Below are 18,297 nucleotides of genomic sequence, written 5' to 3'. Positions count from 1 at the left end.
AATGGCCCTGCCAAAGATGGCAGGCGATCGCCCCGCCAAAGGTGGTAGGCAAGATCCCGCACTGCTGTCCGCGGATACCCCCCGAGTACCCCCCGAGCTGTCCCCAGGTATCCCCCGCTCGACATCACAAGGACTCCCCACCACAAGGAGGTGCCCGCCATGCGGAAGTGGTTGTTGCTGGCTGCGGCGATCGGCCTGGAGGTGACCGCCACGCTCTCCCTGCGCGCGGCCCTCGACCAGCCCGCCTGGTACGCGCTGGTCGCGGCCGGCTATGTCGGCGCCTTCGTCATGCTCGGCATGGTGCTGCGGGCCGGGCTGGGCCTCGGCGTCGCCTACGGCATCTGGGGCGCCTCCGGGGTCGCCCTCACCGCGCTGCTGGCGACCGCCCTCTACGGTGACCCGCTGACCGGCACCATGGGCGTGGGCATCGTCCTGGTCATCGGCGGCGTGCTCTGCGTGGAACTCGGCTCCCAGGCCGCCCAGCGCCGCCCGGACTCACCCCACGGCCGACGCGACAGCGCCCGACGAGGCGGCGCCCGACGCGGCAGTGCCGGGCGAGGGGGTGCCGCATGACCTGGGTCTTCCTCGCCGGCGCCATCCTCAGCGAAGTGGGCGCCACCCTGTCGCTGCGGATGGCCTCCCAGCCGGGCGGCGCCCGGACGTGGTTCCTCGCCGTCGGCACGGGCTATCTGCTCGCCTTCGCCCTGCTCACCCTGGCCTTGGCCGAGGGGCTCGCCATCGGGGTCGCCTACGGGATCTGGGCCGCCGTCGGGGTGGCGCTCACCGCGCTCGCCTCCCGGCTGCTGTTCGGCGAACCCCTGACCAAGGTGATGGGCCTCGGCATGGTGCTGATCGTCGCGGGCGTCCTGTTCATCGAGCTCGGCGCCACGCACTGAGCCGCCCGCCACGCTGACCACCACTTGATCGCTTGATCGCTTGATCGCTTGACCAGACGACGCCGACCGCCGCTATCGACCAGTGGGGGCTTCCGTGCTCCACCTCTCGGTCCTGCCTGCGTGCTCCCGCCCCTTGCGCCCCCTTCCATATTTGGGCAACGAAGAACGGATCGCGATCGTGCCGTGATGGCGAGAGTTCGCCAAGCCCGTCGGCCAGGGCCAGGGGCAGGCGGGGGCGGCAGCGGGAGCGGCAACGGGACGGGAGGGGAGCGGAGACGGGACGGGTCGGGAGCGGCGTCGGGCGCCCACTGCCTCGTGGGGCCGCCGGGCGACTGCCGCTCCCGGGGCACGGTCACAGGGTGCGGAGGAGCACCGCCGGCTGCTCGACGCAGTCGGCCACGTATCGCAGGAAGCCGCCCGCCGTACCGCCGTCACACACCCGGTGGTCGAAGGTCAGCGACAGCTGCACGACCTGGCGGACCGCCAGCTCGCCCTGATGCACCCAGGGCTTGGGGATGATCCGTCCCACGCCCAGCATGGCGGCCTCGGGGTGGTTGATGATCGGGGTGGAGCCGTCCACGCCGAAGACGCCGTAGTTGTTGAGGGTGAAGGTGCCACCGGTCAGGTCCGCCGGGGTCAGCGCCCCTTCGCGGGCCACCTCGGTGAGCCGGGCGAACTCGGCGGTCAGGGACTCCGCGGTGCGCCCGTGCGCGTCGCGGACGACCGGTACGACCAGCCCCCGGTCGGTCTGGGCGGCGAAGCCGAGGTGCACCCCGGGAAGCCGGACGATCTCCCGGGCAGCGGTGTCCACGGTGGAGTTCAGCTCGGGGAACCTGGCCAGCGCGGCGGTGCAGATCCGGGCGAGCAGGGCCAGCAGCGACACCTTCGGTCCGCCCGCCGCGTTCATCGCGGCCCGCGCGGCCATCAGTTCGGTCGCGTCGGCGTCCACCCAGCAGGTGGCGTCGGGGATCTCCGAGCGGCTGCGTGACAGCTTGGCCGCCACCGCGCCGCGTACGCCACGCAGAGGGACGCGTTCGCCGGCGGGGGAGGACGCGGCCGCCGGGGCGGGGGACGGTTCGGCGGGGGACGGTTCGGCGACGGGCGTCGCCGCGGCCGTGATCGCGCGCTCCACGTCGGCGCGGAGGATCAGCCCGTCCCGTCCGGAGCCGGCCACCCGGCGCAGGTCGACGCCCTTGTCCCGGGCCAGCTTCCGCACCAGGGGGGAGATCACCGCGACCGGGCCGTCGGGGACCGGGAGGGATGGTGATGTCAAAGCCGGGGCCGCCACAGCCGGATCCAGGGCCCGGGGAGCCGACGGAGTCGAGAAAGCCGGAGAGGCCGACGGGGCTGTAGGGGCTGAGGGAGCAGGCGGGGACGGGGGCGCGCTGCCGTTGACGGGGGCGGGGACGGCGGCGGGGGCCGGGAGCGCGGGGTCGTCGCGGCGTATCCGGCGGCGGCGGGCGGCGGGGGCGGTGGTGCCGTAGCCGACCAGGACGTTGCCCGAGCCCTCGGCCTCGCCGCCCTCGGGGGCGGGCGCGGGGGTCTGCGGCGCCGGGCCGGGCTCCGTCGCGCCGACGGCGACGGTGATCAGCGGGGCGCCGACCGGCAGTTCCTCGCCCTCGGCGCCGTACCGCGCGGTGACCACGCCCCCGTACGGGCAGGGCACCTCCACCATGGCCTTGGCCGTCTCGACCTCCACCACGGGCTGGTCGATGGCGACCACGTCGCCGACCTCCACCAGCCAGCGGACGATCTCCGCCTCGGTCAGCCCCTCACCGAGGTCCGGCAGCTTGAACTCCAGCACCCGCGCCATCAGCTTCCCGCCTCCCACTGCAGTCGGGCGACCGCGTCCAGCACCCGGTCCACACCGGGCAGATGGTGCCGTTCCAGCATCGGCGGCGGGTAGGGGATGTCGAAGCCCGCGACCCGCAGCACCGGGGCCTCCAGATGGTGGAAGCACCGCTCGGTGATCCGGGCGGCGATCTCCCCGCCGGGCCCGCCGAAGCCGGACGACTCATGGACCACGACCGCGCGACCGGTGCGCCGTACCGAGGCGCAGACCGTCTCGTCGTCGAAGGGGACCAGCGAGCGCAGGTCCACCACCTCCAGGTCCCAGCCCTCCGCCTCGGCGGCCTCCGCGGCCTCCAGGCAGACCGGCAGGGACGGTCCGTAGGTGATCAGGGTGGCGCTGCGGCCGGTGCGCCGGACCACCGCGCGGCCGATCGGCGCCACGGCGGCCGGGGCCTCGGGCGACCAGTCGGACTTGGACCAGTAGAGCCGCTTGGGCTCCAGGAAGACCACCGGGTCGTCGGAGGCGATGGCGGCGCGCAGCAGCCCGTAGGCGTCCTCGACCGTCGCGGGCGTGACCACCTGGAGCCCCGGAGTCGCCATGTAGTAGGCCTCGGAGGAGTCGCTGTGGTGCTCGACGCCGCCGATCCCGCCGCCGTAGGGCACCCGCACCACGAGGGGCAGCGGCATGGTGCCGCGGGTGCGGTTGCGCATCTTGGCGACATGGCTGAGCAGCTGCTCGAAGGCCGGGTAGGCGAAGGCGTCGAACTGCATCTCGACCACCGGGCGCAGCCCGTACATCGCCATGCCGACGGCGGTGCCGAGGATGCCGGCCTCGGCGAGCGGGGTGTCGGTGCAGCGGTCCTCGCCGAACTCCTTGGCCAGCCCGTCGGTCACCCGGAACACTCCGCCGAGGGTGCCGACGTCCTCGCCGAGCACATGGACCGCCGGGTCCTCGGCCATGGCGTCGCGCATCGCCCGCTGGAGCGCCTGCGCCATGGTGGCGGGCTTCGCGGGACGCCGCGGCGCGGCCGTGTCCGCCTCGGTGGAGGCGGTCGGCGCGGTGGACGCGGGGCTCATCGGGGGTCCTCCTCGGCGTCCAGCTCGGCGCGCAGCTGCGCGGCCTGCTCCAGCAGCTGGGGGGTGGGCTCGGTGTAGACGTGCCGGAACAGCTCCATCGGGTCCAGCACCGGGTCGGCGTTCATCCGGTCGCGCAGTCGGGCCGCCATCGCCTCGGCCTGCTCGGCGGTCTCGCGGACCCCGTCCTCGTCCAGCAGTCCGCAGCCGGTCAGCTCGCGCTCCAGCAGCTTCACCGGGTCGTGCTCGCGCCAGGCCGCGACCTCGCCGTCGCCCCGGTAGCGGGTGGCGTCGTCGGCGTTGGTGTGCGCCTCGATGCGGTAGGTCACGGCCTCCACCAGGGTGGGGCCGCCGCCGCGCCGGGCGCGGGCCACCGCCTCGGAGAGCACCTGGTGCACGGCGGGCGCGTCGTTGCCGTCGACCAGGCGGCCCGGTATGCCGTAGCCGACGGCCTTGTGCGCCAGTGAGGGCGCGGCGGTCTGCTTGGCGAGCGGTACGGAGATGGCGAAGCCGTTGTTCTGTACGAGGAAGACGACCGGGGCCTGCCAGACGGCGGCGAAGTTCAGCGCCTCGTGGAAGTCGCCCTCGCTGGTGCCGCCGTCGCCGACCATGGCGAGCGCCACCACGTCGTCGCCCTTGAGCCGGGCGGCGTGGGCGAGGCCGACCGCGTGCGGCAGCTGGGTGGCGAGCGGGGTGGACAGCGGTGCGATACGGCGTTCCCGCGGGTCGTAGCCGGTGTGCCAGTCGCCGCGCAGCAGGGTCAGCGCCTCGGCCGGGTCGAGGCCGCGGGCCACGCAGGCGAGGGTGTCGCGGTACGAGGGGAAGAGCCAGTCCCGCTCTTCGAGGACCAGGGCGGCGGCGACCTCGCAGGCCTCCTGGCCGGTGCTGGAGGGGTAGACCGCCAGCCGGCCCTGCTTGGTCAGGGCGGTGGCCTGCGCGTTGTACCGGCGGCCGCGGACCAGCTCGGCGTAAAGCTTGCGCAGCAGCTCGGGGGCGAAGCCGTCGGCCGTGTCCGTGCCGAGCACCCGGTACGGCTCGGCGTCCGGGAGCAGCGGTGCGGGGTCGGTGCGCGGCTTCCACTCCGGCGGCGGGGCGGGCCGGTACGCGGCGGCACCGGGAAGCTCCTGGACCGTCATGACTGCGACCTCCTCGTGGGAGCGGGCAAAGGACCCGGCGGGCATAAGACCCGAAGGGGGGCACGGCTGTGACGTGCCTCACCTACCGATTGTTCGGTCGTGGCGGCATTTTGGCTACAGGCACCGCCACCCTGTGGACAAACGGTTCTCCACAGCCTGGGATGGGGCCAGGTCGTCCACAACGGAGAGGCGGGGGCGCATGGGAGCTGAACAAATGGCCGACGGCCGCGAAACGAACGCGACAGGCAGCGTGAACGCGACTGGTAGTCCGTACGCGACCGGCGCTGTGAACGCGGCCGGTGGCGCGAGCACGGTAGGCGGCGCGAACGCGACCGGAAGCCCGAACTCGGCCGGTGGCACGAACGCGACCGGAAGCGCGAACACGGCCGGTGGCACGAACGCGACCGGTGGTGAGCCGCAGCAGCCGGCCGCGCGTCCGCTGGACCCGATCGACCGCGACATCCTCCGCATACTCCAGACGGACGGCCGCGCCTCGATCCGCTCGGTGGCCGACCGCGTCCATGTCTCCCGCGCCAACGCCTACGCCCGGATCAACCGGCTCATCGACGACGGGGTGATCCGGGGCTTCAGCGCCCGGGTCAACCATGAGCGCGCCGGGCAGGGTGCCTCCGCCTACATCACCCTGAAGATCGTCCAGAACTCCTGGCGCACGGTCCGCGAGCAGCTCCGCGCACTGCCGGGCGCCGCGCACATCGCGCTGGTCAGCGGCGATTTCGACGTACTGCTGCTGGTGCACACCCCGGACAACCGCACCCTGCGCGAGCTGGTGCTCACCCGCCTCCAGGCCATCCCGGAGGTGCTCTCCACCCGCACTCTGCTGGTCTTCGAGGAGACCGACCTCAGCCGCCGGATCTCCCCCGACGAAGCGTGAGCCGCCCCGGCCCCACCCCTCTATGATCCGATGATCATCGTCATGACTGCCAGGGGGAGCAGCCAGTGCACCGCAATGCCCGCCGACGGCGGGACCGCCGCGGGGACGACCGGGACCGCGTCGGCTGCCTGGGCCTGCTGATCACGCCGCCCGTCTTCCTCGTGGGCCTCGCCGTCGGTATCCACGCGTCCCGCCACCACGAACGCCCCGACGCCGCCACCGACCCGGCGATCACCTGGATGCAGCTGGCCAGGACCGTGCTCGGCCTCGCCGCCACCGGTTGGCTGCTGTACACGTACCCGCTCCAGGAGGGTGCCGGCGACGTGCTGGAGGACCAACTCGTCGAGGCCCTGATCAGCGCCCTGATCCTGGTGGGGGTCACCCCGCTCGCGCTGACCGCGTTCGTGCTGGCGGCCCGGCCCCCTCTGCGCCCCGTCTACCGGCGGCGGCTGGGCGGCCCGCTGACCTCGCTGGGCGCACTCTTCGCCGGGGCACTGCTGTACGGCCTGGGCCCCATCCTGATGGAACAGCACCAGGACGGTGGTGGCGGTCTCCTGCTCGGCCTCGCGGCCTCCGTGCTGTTCCTGTCCGGCGGGCTGTTCAGCCTCGCCTCCGCCGTCCTCGCGGTGCACCACGCCTTCCGCACGGCCGAGGTGCACGAGGTGCTGCCGCCCCTGCTCTCACCCGTACTGGTGTGGGCGATGTTCGTCGTACAGCTCCTGGACAACCCGCCGGTCACGGCGCCGCTGTGGGTGCGGATCACCTTCCTGTTCGGTCCGCCGCTGTCGGTGACCGCACTGTCCGCCTGGGAGCTGCGCCGGCTGCGGGTGCACCACGGACGCACCCTGCGCGGTGCGCTGGGCCGCGAACCCGCCATGGCCGCCTAGAGGCGCGCCGTCGGCTCGTCGGCCGTCGGCTTCAGCCGGGGTGTGTTTCACGTGAAACACACCCCTTGCCACGTGCGCGGTCAGCCGTTCTCACGCAACCCGTCGAAGGCGAGATGCACCACGGTGTCCACCACCTGCTCCCGCTCGCCGTCGGCGCCGGGGTGCGGGCGGTACCACTCGACCAGCGAGTTGACCATCCCGAACAGCAACCGGGTGGCCAGCCGTATGTCCACGTCACGGCGGAGGTCGCCCTCGGCGGCTGCGGCCTTCATCAGGTCCGCCACCCGGTGGTCGAACTCGCGCCGCCGCTCCAGCGCCCACCGCTCGGTACGGGTGTTTCCGCGCACCCGCAGCAGCAGGGTTACGTAGGGCAGCTCGTCCATCAGCACCTCGACGGTGCGCCGGGTCACGTACTCCACCCGCTCGACCGCCCGGCCCCGCACCGCGCCGGGCTCGTCGAGGACGGCGAACAGCCCGTCCAGCGCCCGGCTGACGGCCCGCCGCAGCAGTTCCTCCTTGCCCGCCACATGGTGGTAGATGGACGACTTGGAGATACCGGCGGCCTTGGAGAGGTGTTCCATCGAGGTGCCGTCGTAGCCGCGCTCGTTGAACACCCCCACCGCGACCGACAACAGGGTCTCGGGGGTGTACGTGTCCCGCCTCGCGGTGGTCATGAGCGCTCGCCCTTCCCGATGGCGGACTTCCCGGTGGCGGCCCGGAGTCCGGCGACCCGGCGGCGCAGTTCCTGCGAGGGGGCGTAGCGGCCGCCGGGGTACTCGTCGTGCAGCAGGAACAGGGTCTCCAGCACCCGGTCGAGCCCCAGTTCCCCGCCCCAGGCGAGCGGCCCGCGCGGGTAGTTGACGCCCAGCCGCATCGCGGTGTCGATGTCCTCGGCGCTCGCCACCCCGCGGCGTACCGCGTCCAGGGCGAGGTCGACCAGCATGGCCACGGTCCGGGTCACGATCAGCCCGGGCACATCGGCGATCACACTGACCTGTTTGCCGAGCGCCTGGAACAGCCCGATGGCGGCTTCCAGGCAGGCCGCGGGGACGCCGGCGGCCGGTCCCAGGGCGACCCGGGTGGCGGTGCGGTAGTCCAGGGCCAGGTCGAGGTGGATCTCCGGCGCCGCGCCGAGGTCGGCCGGTCCGCCGTCGGCGAGGAGGATCCGGGTGCCGCCGGGCAGCTCGATCCAGCCCGGGCGGTCGTCGCCGGGGTCCTCGCCTCGGTGGACGGTGACCCCGGCCGTCTCCATCAGCTCCAGCAGTACGGCGGCCGGGCCGAGGTCGCCGTGCACGGTGACGGCCTCGGGCGCCGGGGCCGGGGCGGCGGTGTGCGGGGCGGGGCGAGTCTCCCCTTCCCCGTACGGATACCAGCCCTGCCCGCTCTTGCGGCCGAGCCGCCCGGACTCCACCAGCCGGCGCTGGGCCAGCGAGGGCGTGAACCTGGGGTCCTGGAAGAAGGCCTCCCAGACCGAGCGGGTGACGGCCTCGTTGACGTCCTGGCCGATCAGGTCGGTGAGCTCGAAGGGGCCCATCGCGAAGCCGCCGCTCTCGCGCAGCACCGCGTCGATGGTGGCCGGGTCGGCGGCCCGCTCCTCGTACAGCCGCAGCGCCTCGGCGTAGAAGGGGCGGGCGAGGCGGTTGACGATGAAGCCGGGGGTGTCGGCGCAGCGCACCGGAGTCTTGCCCCAGGCGGCGGCGGTGGCGTACGCGCGGTCCGCGGCCGCCTCGTCGGTGGCGAAGCCGCTGACCACCTCCACCAGCGGCAGCAGCGGGGCCGGGTTGAAGAAGTGCAGCCCGACGAACCGGCCGGGCAGCCGCAGCGCCCCGGCGATGGCGGTGACGGAGAGCGAGGAGGTGTTGGTGGCGAGCAGGCAGTCGTCGGAGACGGTCTTCTCCAGCCCGGCGAACAGCTCTCGCTTGATGTCCAGCCGCTCGGCGATCGCCTCCACCACGAGCGCGGCGTCGGCCAGGTCGGAAAGGTCGGCGGCCTCGTGCAGCCGCCCGAGCGCGGCGTCCCGCTCGTCCTCGGCCAGTCGGCCCTTGGCGACCAGCCGGTCCAGCCGCCCGCCGATGGTCCTGGCGGCCTCCCGGGCCATGCCGGGGGCGGCGTCGTAGAGCCGCACCGGGTGACCGGCGAGCAGGGCGACCTGGGCGATGCCCTGGCCCATGGTGCCGGTGCCGATCACGGCGACGGTCCGCTCGCGCTCCACCGGGCCGTGCGGCGCGCTGTCCGCCGCCTGCACCGGCCCAGGCGACGGGCGAGCAGACGCCGCGGTTCGCTCGTTCGGGGTGTGGACTGCGCTGCCGCCGGCCCCCGCAGCACTCCGGGACTGGCCGCCGGCCCCGGTGGCGGCGGCCTCGGCCGTGGTCTCGGTGTCGGTCATGGCAGTGATCCTCCCCGATGGGTTTTCCACAGGCTCGGGAGACCCCCTTGTCCCGACCGATCGTTCGGTTACTCTAGCCGTGTCCGCCCGTCCCTGCCCAGCTCGACGAGGAGTTGGTCCGCCATGGCCGCCGCTCAGCTGACCACCGACCACCTGACCGAGAAGCACCGGCCCACCCTGGACCAGGCCCTCGAAGCCATCCGCACCCGCGCCTACTGGTCGCCGCACCCGGAGCACCCCAAGGCGTACGGGGAGGACGGCTCGCTGAGCGCCGCCGACGGTCTGGCCGCGCACCAGGCGGTGCTGGGCCGCCGCTTCGAGCTGGACCAGCCGGGCACGGACGACTGGACCGGCGGCGAGGTCTCGCCGTACGGCCCGGAGCTGGGCGTGGAGTACCCGCACGCGGACGTGGAGGTGCTGCTGCCCGCGATGCGCGCGGCGATGGGCGGCTGGCGGGACGCGGGCCCCGAGGTGCGCGCCCTGGTCTGCCTGGAGATCCTGGCCCGGATCAGCGCCCGCACCCATGAGTTCGCGCACGCGGTCATGCACACCAGCGGCCAGGCGTTCATGATGGCGTTCCAGGCGGGCGGACCGCACGCCCAGGACCGCGGCCTGGAGGCGGTGGCCTACGCGTACGCGGAGCAGGTCCGCGTCCCGCTGGTGGCGGACTGGTCCAAGCCCCAGGGCAAGAAGGACCCGCTGGAGCTGCGCAAGTCCTTCACCCCGGTGGGCCGCGGCGTCGCCCTGATGATCGGCTGCAACACCTTCCCCACGTGGAACGGCTACCCGGGCCTCTTCGCCTCCCTCGCCACCGGGAACGCGGTGCTGGTCAAGCCGCACCCGCGCGCGGTGCTCCCGCTGGCGCTGACCGTCAAGGCGGCCCGGGAGGTGCTGGCCGAGGCCGGTTTCGACCCGAACCTGGTCGCCCTCGCCGTGGAGCGGCCGGGCGAGGGCATCGCCAAGGAGCTGGCGCTCCGCCCCGAGGTGCGGATCATCGACTACACCGGCTCCACCTCGTTCGGTGACTGGCTGGAGGCCAACGCCCGCCAGGCGCAGGTCTACACGGAGAAGGCCGGGGTCAACACGGTGGTGGTGGACTCCACCGACGACTACCGCGGCATGCTCGCCAACCTGGCCTTCTCGCTCTCCCTCTACAGCGGCCAGATGTGCACCACCCCGCAGAACGTGCTGATCCCCCAGGGCGGCATCGCCACCGACGCGGGCCCCAAGTCCTACGACGAGGTGGTGGCCGACCTGGCCGGAGCGGTCGGCGGGCTGCTCGGCGACGACGCCCGGGCCAACGCCCTGCTGGGCGCCCTGGTGAACCCGGACGTACGGGCCCGGCTGGAGGCCGCGCCCGAGCTGGGCGAGGTGGCGCTGCCCTCCCGCGAGGTCGCCCACCCGGACTTCCCGGACGCGGTGGTCCGCACCCCGGTGATCGTCTCGCTGGACGGCACCAAGCCCGACGCCGAGGCCGCCTATATGTCGGAGTGCTTCGGTCCGGTCGCCTTCGCCGTCCGGGTCGGCTCCACCGCCGAGGGGCTGGAGCTGCTGCGGCGCACCGTCCGCGAGAAGGGCGCGATGACGGTCGGCGCCTACACCACCTCGCCGGATGTGGAGCGGGCGGTGGAGGAGGTCTGCCTGGAGGAGTCGGCGCAGCTCTCGCTGAACCTCACCGGCGGGGTGTACGTGAACCAGACCTCGGCCTTCTCCGACTTCCACGGCTCCGGGGGCAACCCGGCCGCCAACGCGGCCCTGTGCGACGCGGCCTTCGTCGCCAACCGCTTCCGCGTGGTCGAAGTCCGCCGCCCCGCCTGACCCCCGGCCCGCCCGACGCGGCGGTGCGGGAGCCCGCACCGGCACCCGCCCCGCCCCGGGCGCCCCACCGACACCGGACCCGTTCCGCGGGCGCTCCGGTGTCCCACAGACCCGGCCGCCGGGCCACCACACCCCCAGGCCCGGCGGCCGGCCAGCAGGGGCGACCCTGCCCGAGTCGGCAGTGGAGGCGGCGGCCCTCGGCTCGGGCGCCGCGAAGCAGCGGGCGCGTTACCGGGTGATCGGGCGCGCTACCGGGTGATCTCCGCGTACCGCTGCACCCAGGCGTGCATGGCGATCGCGGCGGCGGCGCCCGCGTTGATGGAGCGGGTGGAGCCGAACTGGGCGATCGAGCAGACCATGGCGGCGTGCTCGCGGGCCTCCTCGGTGAGCCCCGGGCCCTCCTGCCCGAACAGCAGCACACAGCGGCGCGGCAGTTCGGTGCGCTCCAGCGGGACGGCGCCCGGGAGGTTGTCGATGCCGATGACGGCCAGCCCCTCGGCGGCCGCCCAGGAGGTCAGCGAGGCCGTGTCCGGGTGGTGGCGCAGATGCTGGTAGCGGTCGGTGACCATGGCGCCGCGCCGGTTCCAGCGGCGCCGGCCCACGATGTGCACCTGCCGGGCCAGGAAGGCGTTGGCGGTGCGCACCACCGAGCCGATGTTGAAGTCATGGCCCCAGTTCTCCACGGCCACATGGAAGTCGTGCCGCCGGGTGTCCAGGTCGGCGACGATCGCCTCCCGCGTCCAGTACCGGTAGCGGTCCACCACATTGCGCCGGTCGCCGGCGGCGAGCAGCTCGGGGTCGTACCGCTCGCCCCGGGGCCAGGGCAGGGGGTGCGGCCCGACGCCCACCTCGGGGGCGAAGCCCTCGTCGTACTGCGCCGGCTCGGCGTCGTCGTGCTGGTGCGGCCCGGTGTCCGCAAGGGTGCCGTCCGGCAGGGTCTCGCTGCTCACCCCACGAGGGTACGGGGAGCCGCGTCCCCGGCGGTTCCGCTCTCCTCACCGGGCCCCGGGGCGGAACCGCCCGGGCCACCCGAGCGGCCGGAGCCATCTGCCCGGCCACGCCGCAGCAGGCGGTCGCGGCCCCGCGCCACCCGGGCGCCCGCCCACACCAGGAACACCGTCGGCAGGAACACCGCGTCGGCGGCGATCATCGCCAGCGAGAAGAACGGCAGTCCGAGCAGGACCGCGATGCCCGCGTGCTCCATCATCATCACGGCCAGCAGCACGTTCTTGACCTTGCGGTTGAAGAGCGTGAAGGGGAAGGCGACCTGGACGATCACGGTGCCGTAGGTCACCACCATGACCATGATCGCGCTGGCGGCCAGCACATCGGAGAGGAACGGCCAGGGCGTGAAGTAGTCCAGCTTCAGCGGGTAGTACAGGGCGGTGCCGTCCTGCCAGCGCGAGCCCTGCACCTTGTACCAGCCGGCCGTGGCGTAGATCAGGCACACCTCCGCCATGATCACCACCAGTACGGCGTTGTGCAGCAGGTTGGCGAGGACGTCGAGCAGGGCCAGGGGCTGGCCGGGCGCGCGGCGTTCGACCAGCCACCAGGCACCCTGGGCGGCCCACAGCAGCCACAGCAGCACCAGCAGCCACGGCTCCCCACTGCGGTCCCGCAGCAGTGTGGCGGCGACCAGCCCGGGCACCGCCAGCCCCCACAGCAGCGGCCCGACCAGGTCGCGCGGCCGTTCGCCGGCGGCCCGCGCCTCGGCCGCGCGGGCGGCGCGCCGGGCGTCCAGCGACCAGACCCGGGCGCACCGGGTGAAGACCAGGTAGAGCGCCATCAGATGGATGACGTTGTCGCCGCCGTCGCCCATGAAGACGGAGCGGTTCTGCAGCGAGAGCACGCCCACCAGGAACAGCGCGGAGGCGGCCCGGGTGCGCCAGCCGACGAGCAGCGCGGCGGCGGACAGCACGGCCAGGGCGTAGACGCACTCGAACCACAGGCCCGAGTCCGACCACATCAGCACGGTGAAGGCGCGGTTGTTCGCGATCAGCTCCTGGGCCATGTCCCAGGCCCAGGGGCTGTCCGGCCCGTACAGCTCGTGCCGGTGCGGGATCTCGCGCAGCAGGAAGAACAGCCAGGCCGCGGCGAACCCGATGCGCACCACGGCGCTCTGGTACGGGCCCAGGGCGGTGGCGGTCACCCGCTGGAAGGCCCGGGCGAGCCGGCGGTCGAACGGCTCCCGGTCGGCGGCGATGGTGGGGCGCTCGCTCATCGGCGGGCCTCCGTCCGGCCTCCGGTGGCGCCGCCGGGCAGGTCGGCTGCGGTGACCGTCCACCAGGGCAGCACCCGGTAGTACGTACGGGTGTCGTGCCGCTCCTTGCTCCAGACCGGGGCCCCCACGCCCTGGGTGGCGGAGCGCAGCTGGATGCGCTCGATCCGGCCGCCGAGGGGCTGGTTCTCCAGCTTCAGCAGGGCGATGCGCCGGACGTAGCGCTCGGAGAGCCGTCCGCGCAACCCGTTCGCGCGGTTGTCCTCGGTGTGCGAGTTCACGTAGAAGTCCCAGGCGCGGCGGAGCTCGTTCTGGTTGGTGTGGCTGGGCAGCGGGTTGCCGCGGATCGCCGCGCCGTCCTCGGCGGAGAGGCTGACCCAGCCGGTGGTGCGGCGCCCGCCGTCGGTGTCTGTGATCTCGGCGCGGGCGTGGACGGCGATGTTCTGCTGGAGCGGGTTGGGGGCGAAGAGCTTCCAGTTCTGCTCGAACTCGGGGAGCACCCAGTCGTCCATCGCCTGGCCGTGCTGCTTGCTCAGCGTGTTCGACGGGGCGACGTGCAGGAAGATCATCCCCACATGGAGCCCGCCGGCGACCAGGACGACGGCGAGCGTGACGGCCGCGGCGATCTGGTACGGCAGGGTCAGCCCCTGGATCCCGGCCCCGACTCCGCCACCGGGGCTCCCGGGCTCCGTCGGCTCCGCTCCCGTCGGCTTCAATCCCGCCGGCTCCGATTCCGCGGGCCGGTCCGCCGTCGCGGCCGGCTCCCCGGCCTCCCCGTCCCTCGCGTCCATCCCGCCCGCCCCGTTCCGTCGCCACGCCAATGGCCCATCGGAGTTATCCACAGGGTTGACACCTTACGGGCCGCCGACCGACCATTGAAGTCATTCAACCGAACGATCGGTCGGTAGGGGGTCCGATGACGGCAGTGACAGCGGATGCGCACGAGGCGCCCCAGGCGTACGAGGCGGTGTTCGACGCCGCCGTGGCGGCGGACGAGCGGATCGAGCCGCGCGACTGGATGCCCGAGGCCTACCGGGCGACGCTCGTCCGGCAGATCGCCCAGCACGCGCACAGCGAGATCATCGGCATGCAGCCCGAGGCGAACTGGATCACCCGGGCCCCCTCGCTGCGCCGCAAGGCGATCCTGATCGCGAAGGTGCAGGACGAGGCCGGCCACGGGCTGTACCTCTACAGCGCCGCCGAGACCCTCGGCGCCAGCCGCGACGAGCTGCTGGACAAGCTGCACAGCGGCCGCCAGAAGTACTCCTCGATCTTTAACTACCCCACCCTGACCTGGGCCGACGTCGGCGCGATCGGCTGGCTGGTGGACGGCGCCGCGATCACCAACCAGGTGCCGCTGTGCCGCTGCTCCTACGGGCCGTACGCCCGGGCGATGATCCGGGTCTGCAAGGAGGAGTCCTTCCACCAGCGCCAGGGGTACGAGTCGCTGCTCGCCCTCTCCCGCGGCACCCCCGAGCAGCACGCGATGGCCCAGGACGCGGTGGACCGCTGGTGGTGGCCCTCGCTGATGATGTTCGGCCCGCCGGACGACGAGTCCGCGCACTCGGCGCAGTCGATGGCCTGGAAGATCAAGCGGCACTCCAACGACGAGCTGCGCCAGCGCTTCGTCGACATCTGCGTGCCGCAGGCGAAGGCGCTCGGCCTGACCCTGCCCGACCCGGACCTGAGGTGGAACGAGGAGCGCGGGCAGCACGACTTCGGCGCCATCGACTGGGCCGAGTTCCGTGAGGTCCTCAAGGGCAACGGCCCGTGCAACGAACAGCGGATCACCCAGCGCCGCCGCGCCCATGAGGACGGCGCCTGGGTCAGGCAGGCAGCGGCGGCGTACGCGGCCAAGCACCGGGAGGCGACGGTATGACCACCAGCGACTGGCCGCTGTGGGAGGTGTTCGTGCGCTCGCGCCGCGGGCTGTCCCACACCCACGCCGGCAGCTTGCACGCCCCGGACGCCGCGATGGCCCTGCGCAACGCCCGCGACCTCTACACCCGGCGCAGCGAGGGCGTCTCGCTCTGGGTGGTGCCCTCCTCGGCGATCACCGCCTCCTCCCCGGACGAGAAGGACCCCTTCTTCGAGCCGGCCGCCGACAAGCCCTACCGGCACCCGACGTTCTACGAGATCCCCGAGGGGGTGCAGCACCTGTGACGACCGACCCGGCGACCGCCGCCTCCACCGCGTCCCCGGAGGGGCTGGCCGCCACCGCGGCGCTGGCCCTCGGGGACGACGCCCTGGTGCTCTCGCACCGGCTGGCCGAGTGGGCCGGGCACGCCCCGGAGCTGGAGGAGGAGGTGGCCCTCGCCAACATCGCGCTGGACCTCCTCGGCCAGGCCCGGGTGCTGCTCTCCCTGGTCGGGGACGAGGACGAGCTCGCCTACCTCCGCGAGGAGCGCGCCTTCCGCAACGCCCAGCTGACCGAGCAGCCCAATGGCGACTTCGCCGCCACCATCGTCCGCCAGCTGTACTTCTCCACCTACCAGCGGCTGCTGTACGGGAGGATCGCGGCGGCCGCCGGCGAGGGCACCGGCGACGGCGGGCTGGGCGGGCTGGCGGCCAAGGCCGTCAAGGAGGTCGCCTACCACCAGGACCACGCCGAGCAGTGGACGCTGCGGCTCGGTGACGGCACCGAGGAGAGCCACCGCCGGACGCAGACCGCGGTGGACGCGCTCTGGCGCTTCACCGGCGAGCTGTTCCAGCCGCTGCCCGGTCTCGACGGGGTCGACTGGGCCGAGCTGGAGTCCGACTGGCTGACCTCGGTGACGGCGGTGCTCGACCGGGCCACCCTCACCGTCCCGGACGGCCCGCGCACCGGTGCCTGGCGGGCCGGGGCGGGGCGGCAGGGGCTGCACACCGAGTCCTTCGGCCGGATGCTCGCCGAGATGCAGCATCTGCACCGCAGCCACCCGGGGGCGACATGGTGACCGGCACCGCGCCCACCCCGCTGGAGGAGGAGCTGACCCGGCTGGCCGGGTCCGTCCCCGACCCCGAGCTGCCGGTGCTCAGCCTGCACGACCTCGGTGTGGTCCGCTCGGTGCGGGTGCTCGCCCCCGGCGAGGTCCGGGTGGAGCTCACCCCCACCTACACCGGCTGCCCGGCCATCGAGGCCATGTCCGCCGACATCGAGCAGCTGCTCCACCAGCACGGGGTGCCCGAGGTCTCGGTGGTCACGGTGCTCAGCCCGGCGTGGTCGACCGACGACATCACCGCCGAGGGCCGGCGCAAGCTCGCCGAGCACGGCATAGCCCCGCCCCGGCCGCAGGGCCCCGCCGGGCCGGTGCCGCTCTCCCTGGGCATCCGCTGCCCCCACTGCGGCTCCGCGCGCACCGAGTTGCTGAGCCGGTTCTCCTCCACCGCCTGCAAGGCGCTGCGCCGCTGCACGGACTGCCGTGAACCGTTCGACCACTTCAAGGAGTTGTAGATGTTCCACGCGCTCCGGGTCAGCGAGGTCGAGCGGCTCACCGACGACGCGGTCGCGGTGACCTTCGCCCTGCCGCCCGCGCTGCACACCGCGTTCCGCCACACCCCCGGCCAGCACATCACCCTGCGGCGGCCGTCGGGCGGCGGCGAGGTGGAGGCGCGCCGGACGTACTCGATCTGCTCACCGGCGGCCGCGGAGGGCGAGGCCCCGGTGCTGCGGGTGGGCATCCGGCTGGTGGACGGCGGGGCCTTCTCGACGTACGCGATCAAGGAGCTGATTGCCGGGGACACCGTCGAGGTCATGGAGCCGATGGGCCGCTTCACCCTGGCGCCGCGCCCCGGCCGGTTCGCCGCGATCGTCGGGGGCAGCGGGATCACCCCGGTGCTCTCCATCGCCGCCACCCTGCTGGCCCGCGAGCCGGAGGCCCGGTTCCATCTGGTCCGCAGCGACCGCACGGCCGCCTCGACCATGTTCCTGGACGAGGTCGCCGATCTGAAGGACCGCTTCCCCGGCCGATTCCAGCTGGTCACCGTGCTCTCCCGGGAGGAGCAGCAGTCCGGGCTGCCCTCGGGCCGGCTCGACGAGGAGCGGCTGACCGGGCTGCTCCCCGCGCTGCTGCCGCTCGGCGAGGTGGACGGCTGGTATCTCTGCGGGCCGCTCGGACTGGTCCAGGGCGCCGAGCAGGCCCTGCGCGCTCTCGGTGTGGACCGGACCGACATCCACCAGGAGATCTTCCATGTGGACGACGGCCAGGCCACCGCCCCCGCCGCGTCCGCCGCCACGCTCACCGCCCCCGCGAAGCTGACCGCCACCCTCGACGGCCGCTCGGGCAGCTGGCCGGTCCAGGAGGGCGAGTCCCTGCTGGAGACGGTGCTGCGCGCCCGCTCGGACGCCCCGTACGCCTGCAAGGGCGGCGTCTGCGGCACCTGCCGGGCCTTCCTGGTCACCGGCGAGGTCCGTATGGAGCGCAACTACGCCCTGGAGCCCGAGGAGACCGAGGCGGGATACGTCCTGGCCTGCCAGTCGCACGCCACCACCCCGGAGGTCGAGCTGGACTTCGACCGCTGACCTTCCGCATGCGCCGGGCCGCACCGGTCGAGGCGGCACCCCGCCGTTCGGGGCCCGCCCTTCGGGCCGGGCCCCGAACCCGCCCGCGCCGGGCGGCCTCCGCCCCTGGCGGCACCCGCCGGTAAGGGCCGGGGCCAGGACTGCCCGCGCCGAGGCACCCGGCCTGACGGCACCACCCGGCGGACAGGCCCGCGCCCGCATCCCGCGCCGAAGGCATCCGGTTCGTACGGCACCCGGTCGGCGAGCTCCCGGGGCCCGCGCACGCCCGCGCCGGGCAGCCGTCGGCCTGGCGGCACCCGCCCGATGGGGCCAGGGCCCGAACCGCCCGCGCCGGGCGGCCTCCGCCGTTGACGGCACCGCCAGGCGAGCCTGGGCTCGCGCCGCACGGCACCCGACGCGGGCGAGGGCCCGGGCCGAACGGCACATGGACCGTGTGCCGCCCGCCGACGAGGCCGCGCCCACTCGATATGGGCGGCACCGGGCCCATCAGGCCGGGCCCTGCCGCATGGCACCCGGCCGGCGAGGCCCGGCGGCCCGCATCCGCCCGCGCCAGGCGGCGCCTGCGTCCGGCGGCACCAGGCCGAGCGATACGGGGGCCAGACTGCTCGCACGAGACGGCACCCAGCCAGCGAGGCCGCGCCTGCATCGGCTGCGCTGGGCGGCACCGCCCGCAGCGGCCGGGGCCCGCAACCACTCGT

General features: G+C 73.8%; 18 protein-coding genes. 10 read left to right on the top strand and 8 right to left on the bottom strand.

Translation table 11 applies throughout. From position 1 onward, the window contains the following. The first annotated feature begins 159 nt into the window (after nucleotides 1-159). Entirely contained in the window at nucleotides 160-573 is a 414-nt protein-coding gene (locus ABZ945_RS05375) for an SMR family transporter (protein WP_361264199.1), read from the top strand. Beyond that, entirely contained in the window at nucleotides 570-896 is a 327-nt protein-coding gene (locus ABZ945_RS05370; protein ID WP_361264196.1) for an SMR family transporter, read from the top strand. The genes ABZ945_RS05375 and ABZ945_RS05370 overlap by 4 nt, the downstream gene beginning before the upstream one ends. Before the next feature lie 352 nt (nucleotides 897-1,248). On the opposite strand, the gene ABZ945_RS05365 is transcribed toward ABZ945_RS05370, so the two are convergent. The 3 genes from ABZ945_RS05365 to pdhA form a co-directional block, all read right to left on the bottom strand. Beyond that, nucleotides 1,249-2,709: a dihydrolipoamide acetyltransferase family protein gene (locus ABZ945_RS05365; RefSeq protein WP_361264193.1), complete on the bottom strand. Its 1,461-nt coding sequence runs from the start codon at nucleotides 2,707-2,709 to the stop codon at nucleotides 1,249-1,251. Beyond that, on the bottom strand, nucleotides 2,709-3,683 hold the full coding sequence (locus tag ABZ945_RS05360) for an alpha-ketoacid dehydrogenase subunit beta (protein WP_361264655.1): 975 nt from the start codon (nucleotides 3,681-3,683) through the stop codon (nucleotides 2,709-2,711). Before ABZ945_RS05360 ends, ABZ945_RS05365 begins: the two co-directional genes overlap by 1 nt. A gap of 77 nt (nucleotides 3,684-3,760) precedes the next feature. Beyond that, a complete protein-coding gene (pdhA, locus tag ABZ945_RS05355) occupies nucleotides 3,761-4,897 on the bottom strand; it encodes a pyruvate dehydrogenase (acetyl-transferring) E1 component subunit alpha (RefSeq protein ID WP_361264190.1) in 1,137 nt (378 codons plus the stop codon). Nucleotides 4,898-5,336: 439 nt separating this feature from the next. Between pdhA and ABZ945_RS05350 the strand changes: the two genes are divergently transcribed. After that, nucleotides 5,337-5,789 carry an Lrp/AsnC family transcriptional regulator gene (locus ABZ945_RS05350; RefSeq protein ID WP_361264650.1) on the top strand — a complete coding sequence of 151 codons (453 nt, stop codon included), beginning with the start codon at nucleotides 5,337-5,339 and terminating at the stop codon, nucleotides 5,787-5,789. A gap of 65 nt (nucleotides 5,790-5,854) precedes the next feature. After that, nucleotides 5,855-6,676, top strand: a complete 822-nt coding sequence (locus tag ABZ945_RS05345; RefSeq protein WP_361264187.1) for a hypothetical protein — start codon at nucleotides 5,855-5,857, stop codon at nucleotides 6,674-6,676. 80 nt (nucleotides 6,677-6,756) lie between these two features. Here ABZ945_RS05345 and ABZ945_RS05340 read toward each other — a convergent pair whose 3' ends face one another. Then, entirely contained in the window at nucleotides 6,757-7,350 is a 594-nt protein-coding gene (locus tag ABZ945_RS05340) for a TetR/AcrR family transcriptional regulator (RefSeq protein ID WP_361264184.1), read from the bottom strand. After that, the gene (locus ABZ945_RS05335) at nucleotides 7,347-9,062 is read right to left on the bottom strand and encodes a 3-hydroxyacyl-CoA dehydrogenase (protein ID WP_361264181.1); all 1,716 of its coding nucleotides are present in this window, start codon (nucleotides 9,060-9,062) and stop codon (nucleotides 7,347-7,349) included. Before ABZ945_RS05335 ends, ABZ945_RS05340 begins: the two co-directional genes overlap by 4 nt. Before the next feature lie 123 nt (nucleotides 9,063-9,185). Here ABZ945_RS05335 and paaN point away from each other — a divergent pair, with 123 nt between their 5' ends. After that, a complete protein-coding gene (paaN, locus tag ABZ945_RS05330) occupies nucleotides 9,186-10,880 on the top strand; it encodes a phenylacetic acid degradation protein PaaN (protein WP_361264178.1) in 1,695 nt (564 codons plus the stop codon). A 248-nt stretch (nucleotides 10,881-11,128) separates the two neighbouring features. Here paaN and ABZ945_RS05325 read toward each other — a convergent pair whose 3' ends face one another. The 3 genes from ABZ945_RS05325 to ABZ945_RS05315 are packed head-to-tail and all read right to left on the bottom strand — an operon-like array spanning nucleotide 11,129 to nucleotide 13,814. After that, the gene (locus tag ABZ945_RS05325) at nucleotides 11,129-11,815 is read right to left on the bottom strand and encodes a TrmH family RNA methyltransferase (RefSeq protein WP_361264647.1); all 687 of its coding nucleotides are present in this window, start codon (nucleotides 11,813-11,815) and stop codon (nucleotides 11,129-11,131) included. Nucleotides 11,816-11,826: 11 nt separating this feature from the next. Continuing rightward, complete coding sequence (locus tag ABZ945_RS05320) at nucleotides 11,827-13,101, bottom strand: HTTM domain-containing protein (protein WP_361264175.1); 1,275 nt, start codon at nucleotides 13,099-13,101, stop codon at nucleotides 11,827-11,829. Beyond that, nucleotides 13,098-13,814 carry a DUF5819 family protein gene (locus ABZ945_RS05315; protein ID WP_361264172.1) on the bottom strand — a complete coding sequence of 239 codons (717 nt, stop codon included), beginning with the start codon at nucleotides 13,812-13,814 and terminating at the stop codon, nucleotides 13,098-13,100. The genes ABZ945_RS05320 and ABZ945_RS05315 overlap by 4 nt, the downstream gene beginning before the upstream one ends. Before the next feature lie 200 nt (nucleotides 13,815-14,014). On the opposite strand from ABZ945_RS05315, the gene paaA reads away from it, so the two are divergent. The 5 genes from paaA to ABZ945_RS05290 are packed head-to-tail and all read left to right on the top strand — an operon-like array spanning nucleotide 14,015 to nucleotide 17,599. Then, nucleotides 14,015-14,977, top strand: a complete 963-nt coding sequence (gene paaA, locus ABZ945_RS05310) for a 1,2-phenylacetyl-CoA epoxidase subunit PaaA (RefSeq protein ID WP_361264169.1) — start codon at nucleotides 14,015-14,017, stop codon at nucleotides 14,975-14,977. Next, nucleotides 14,974-15,261, top strand: a complete 288-nt coding sequence (paaB, locus tag ABZ945_RS05305) for a 1,2-phenylacetyl-CoA epoxidase subunit PaaB (protein ID WP_105868183.1) — start codon at nucleotides 14,974-14,976, stop codon at nucleotides 15,259-15,261. Before paaA ends, paaB begins: the two co-directional genes overlap by 4 nt. Continuing rightward, nucleotides 15,258-16,034 (top strand): 1,2-phenylacetyl-CoA epoxidase subunit PaaC, encoded by a 777-nt coding sequence (gene paaC / locus ABZ945_RS05300; RefSeq protein WP_361264164.1) that lies wholly within the window; start codon nucleotides 15,258-15,260, stop codon nucleotides 16,032-16,034. The genes paaB and paaC overlap by 4 nt, the downstream gene beginning before the upstream one ends. Next, a complete protein-coding gene (paaD, locus tag ABZ945_RS05295) occupies nucleotides 16,028-16,531 on the top strand; it encodes a 1,2-phenylacetyl-CoA epoxidase subunit PaaD (RefSeq protein WP_361264161.1) in 504 nt (167 codons plus the stop codon). The genes paaC and paaD overlap by 7 nt, the downstream gene beginning before the upstream one ends. Then, the gene (locus tag ABZ945_RS05290) at nucleotides 16,532-17,599 is read left to right on the top strand and encodes a 2Fe-2S iron-sulfur cluster-binding protein (protein WP_361264158.1); all 1,068 of its coding nucleotides are present in this window, start codon (nucleotides 16,532-16,534) and stop codon (nucleotides 17,597-17,599) included. Nucleotides 17,600-18,297 lie beyond the last annotated feature (698 nt).

Source organism: Streptomyces sp. NPDC046887, from assembly GCF_040644755.1.
GTDB lineage: Bacteria > Actinomycetota > Actinomycetes > Streptomycetales > Streptomycetaceae > Streptomyces > Streptomyces lichenis.
The sequence above is the reverse complement of the archived record's forward strand: the minus strand, read 5'-3'. Positions and strand labels throughout refer to the sequence as shown.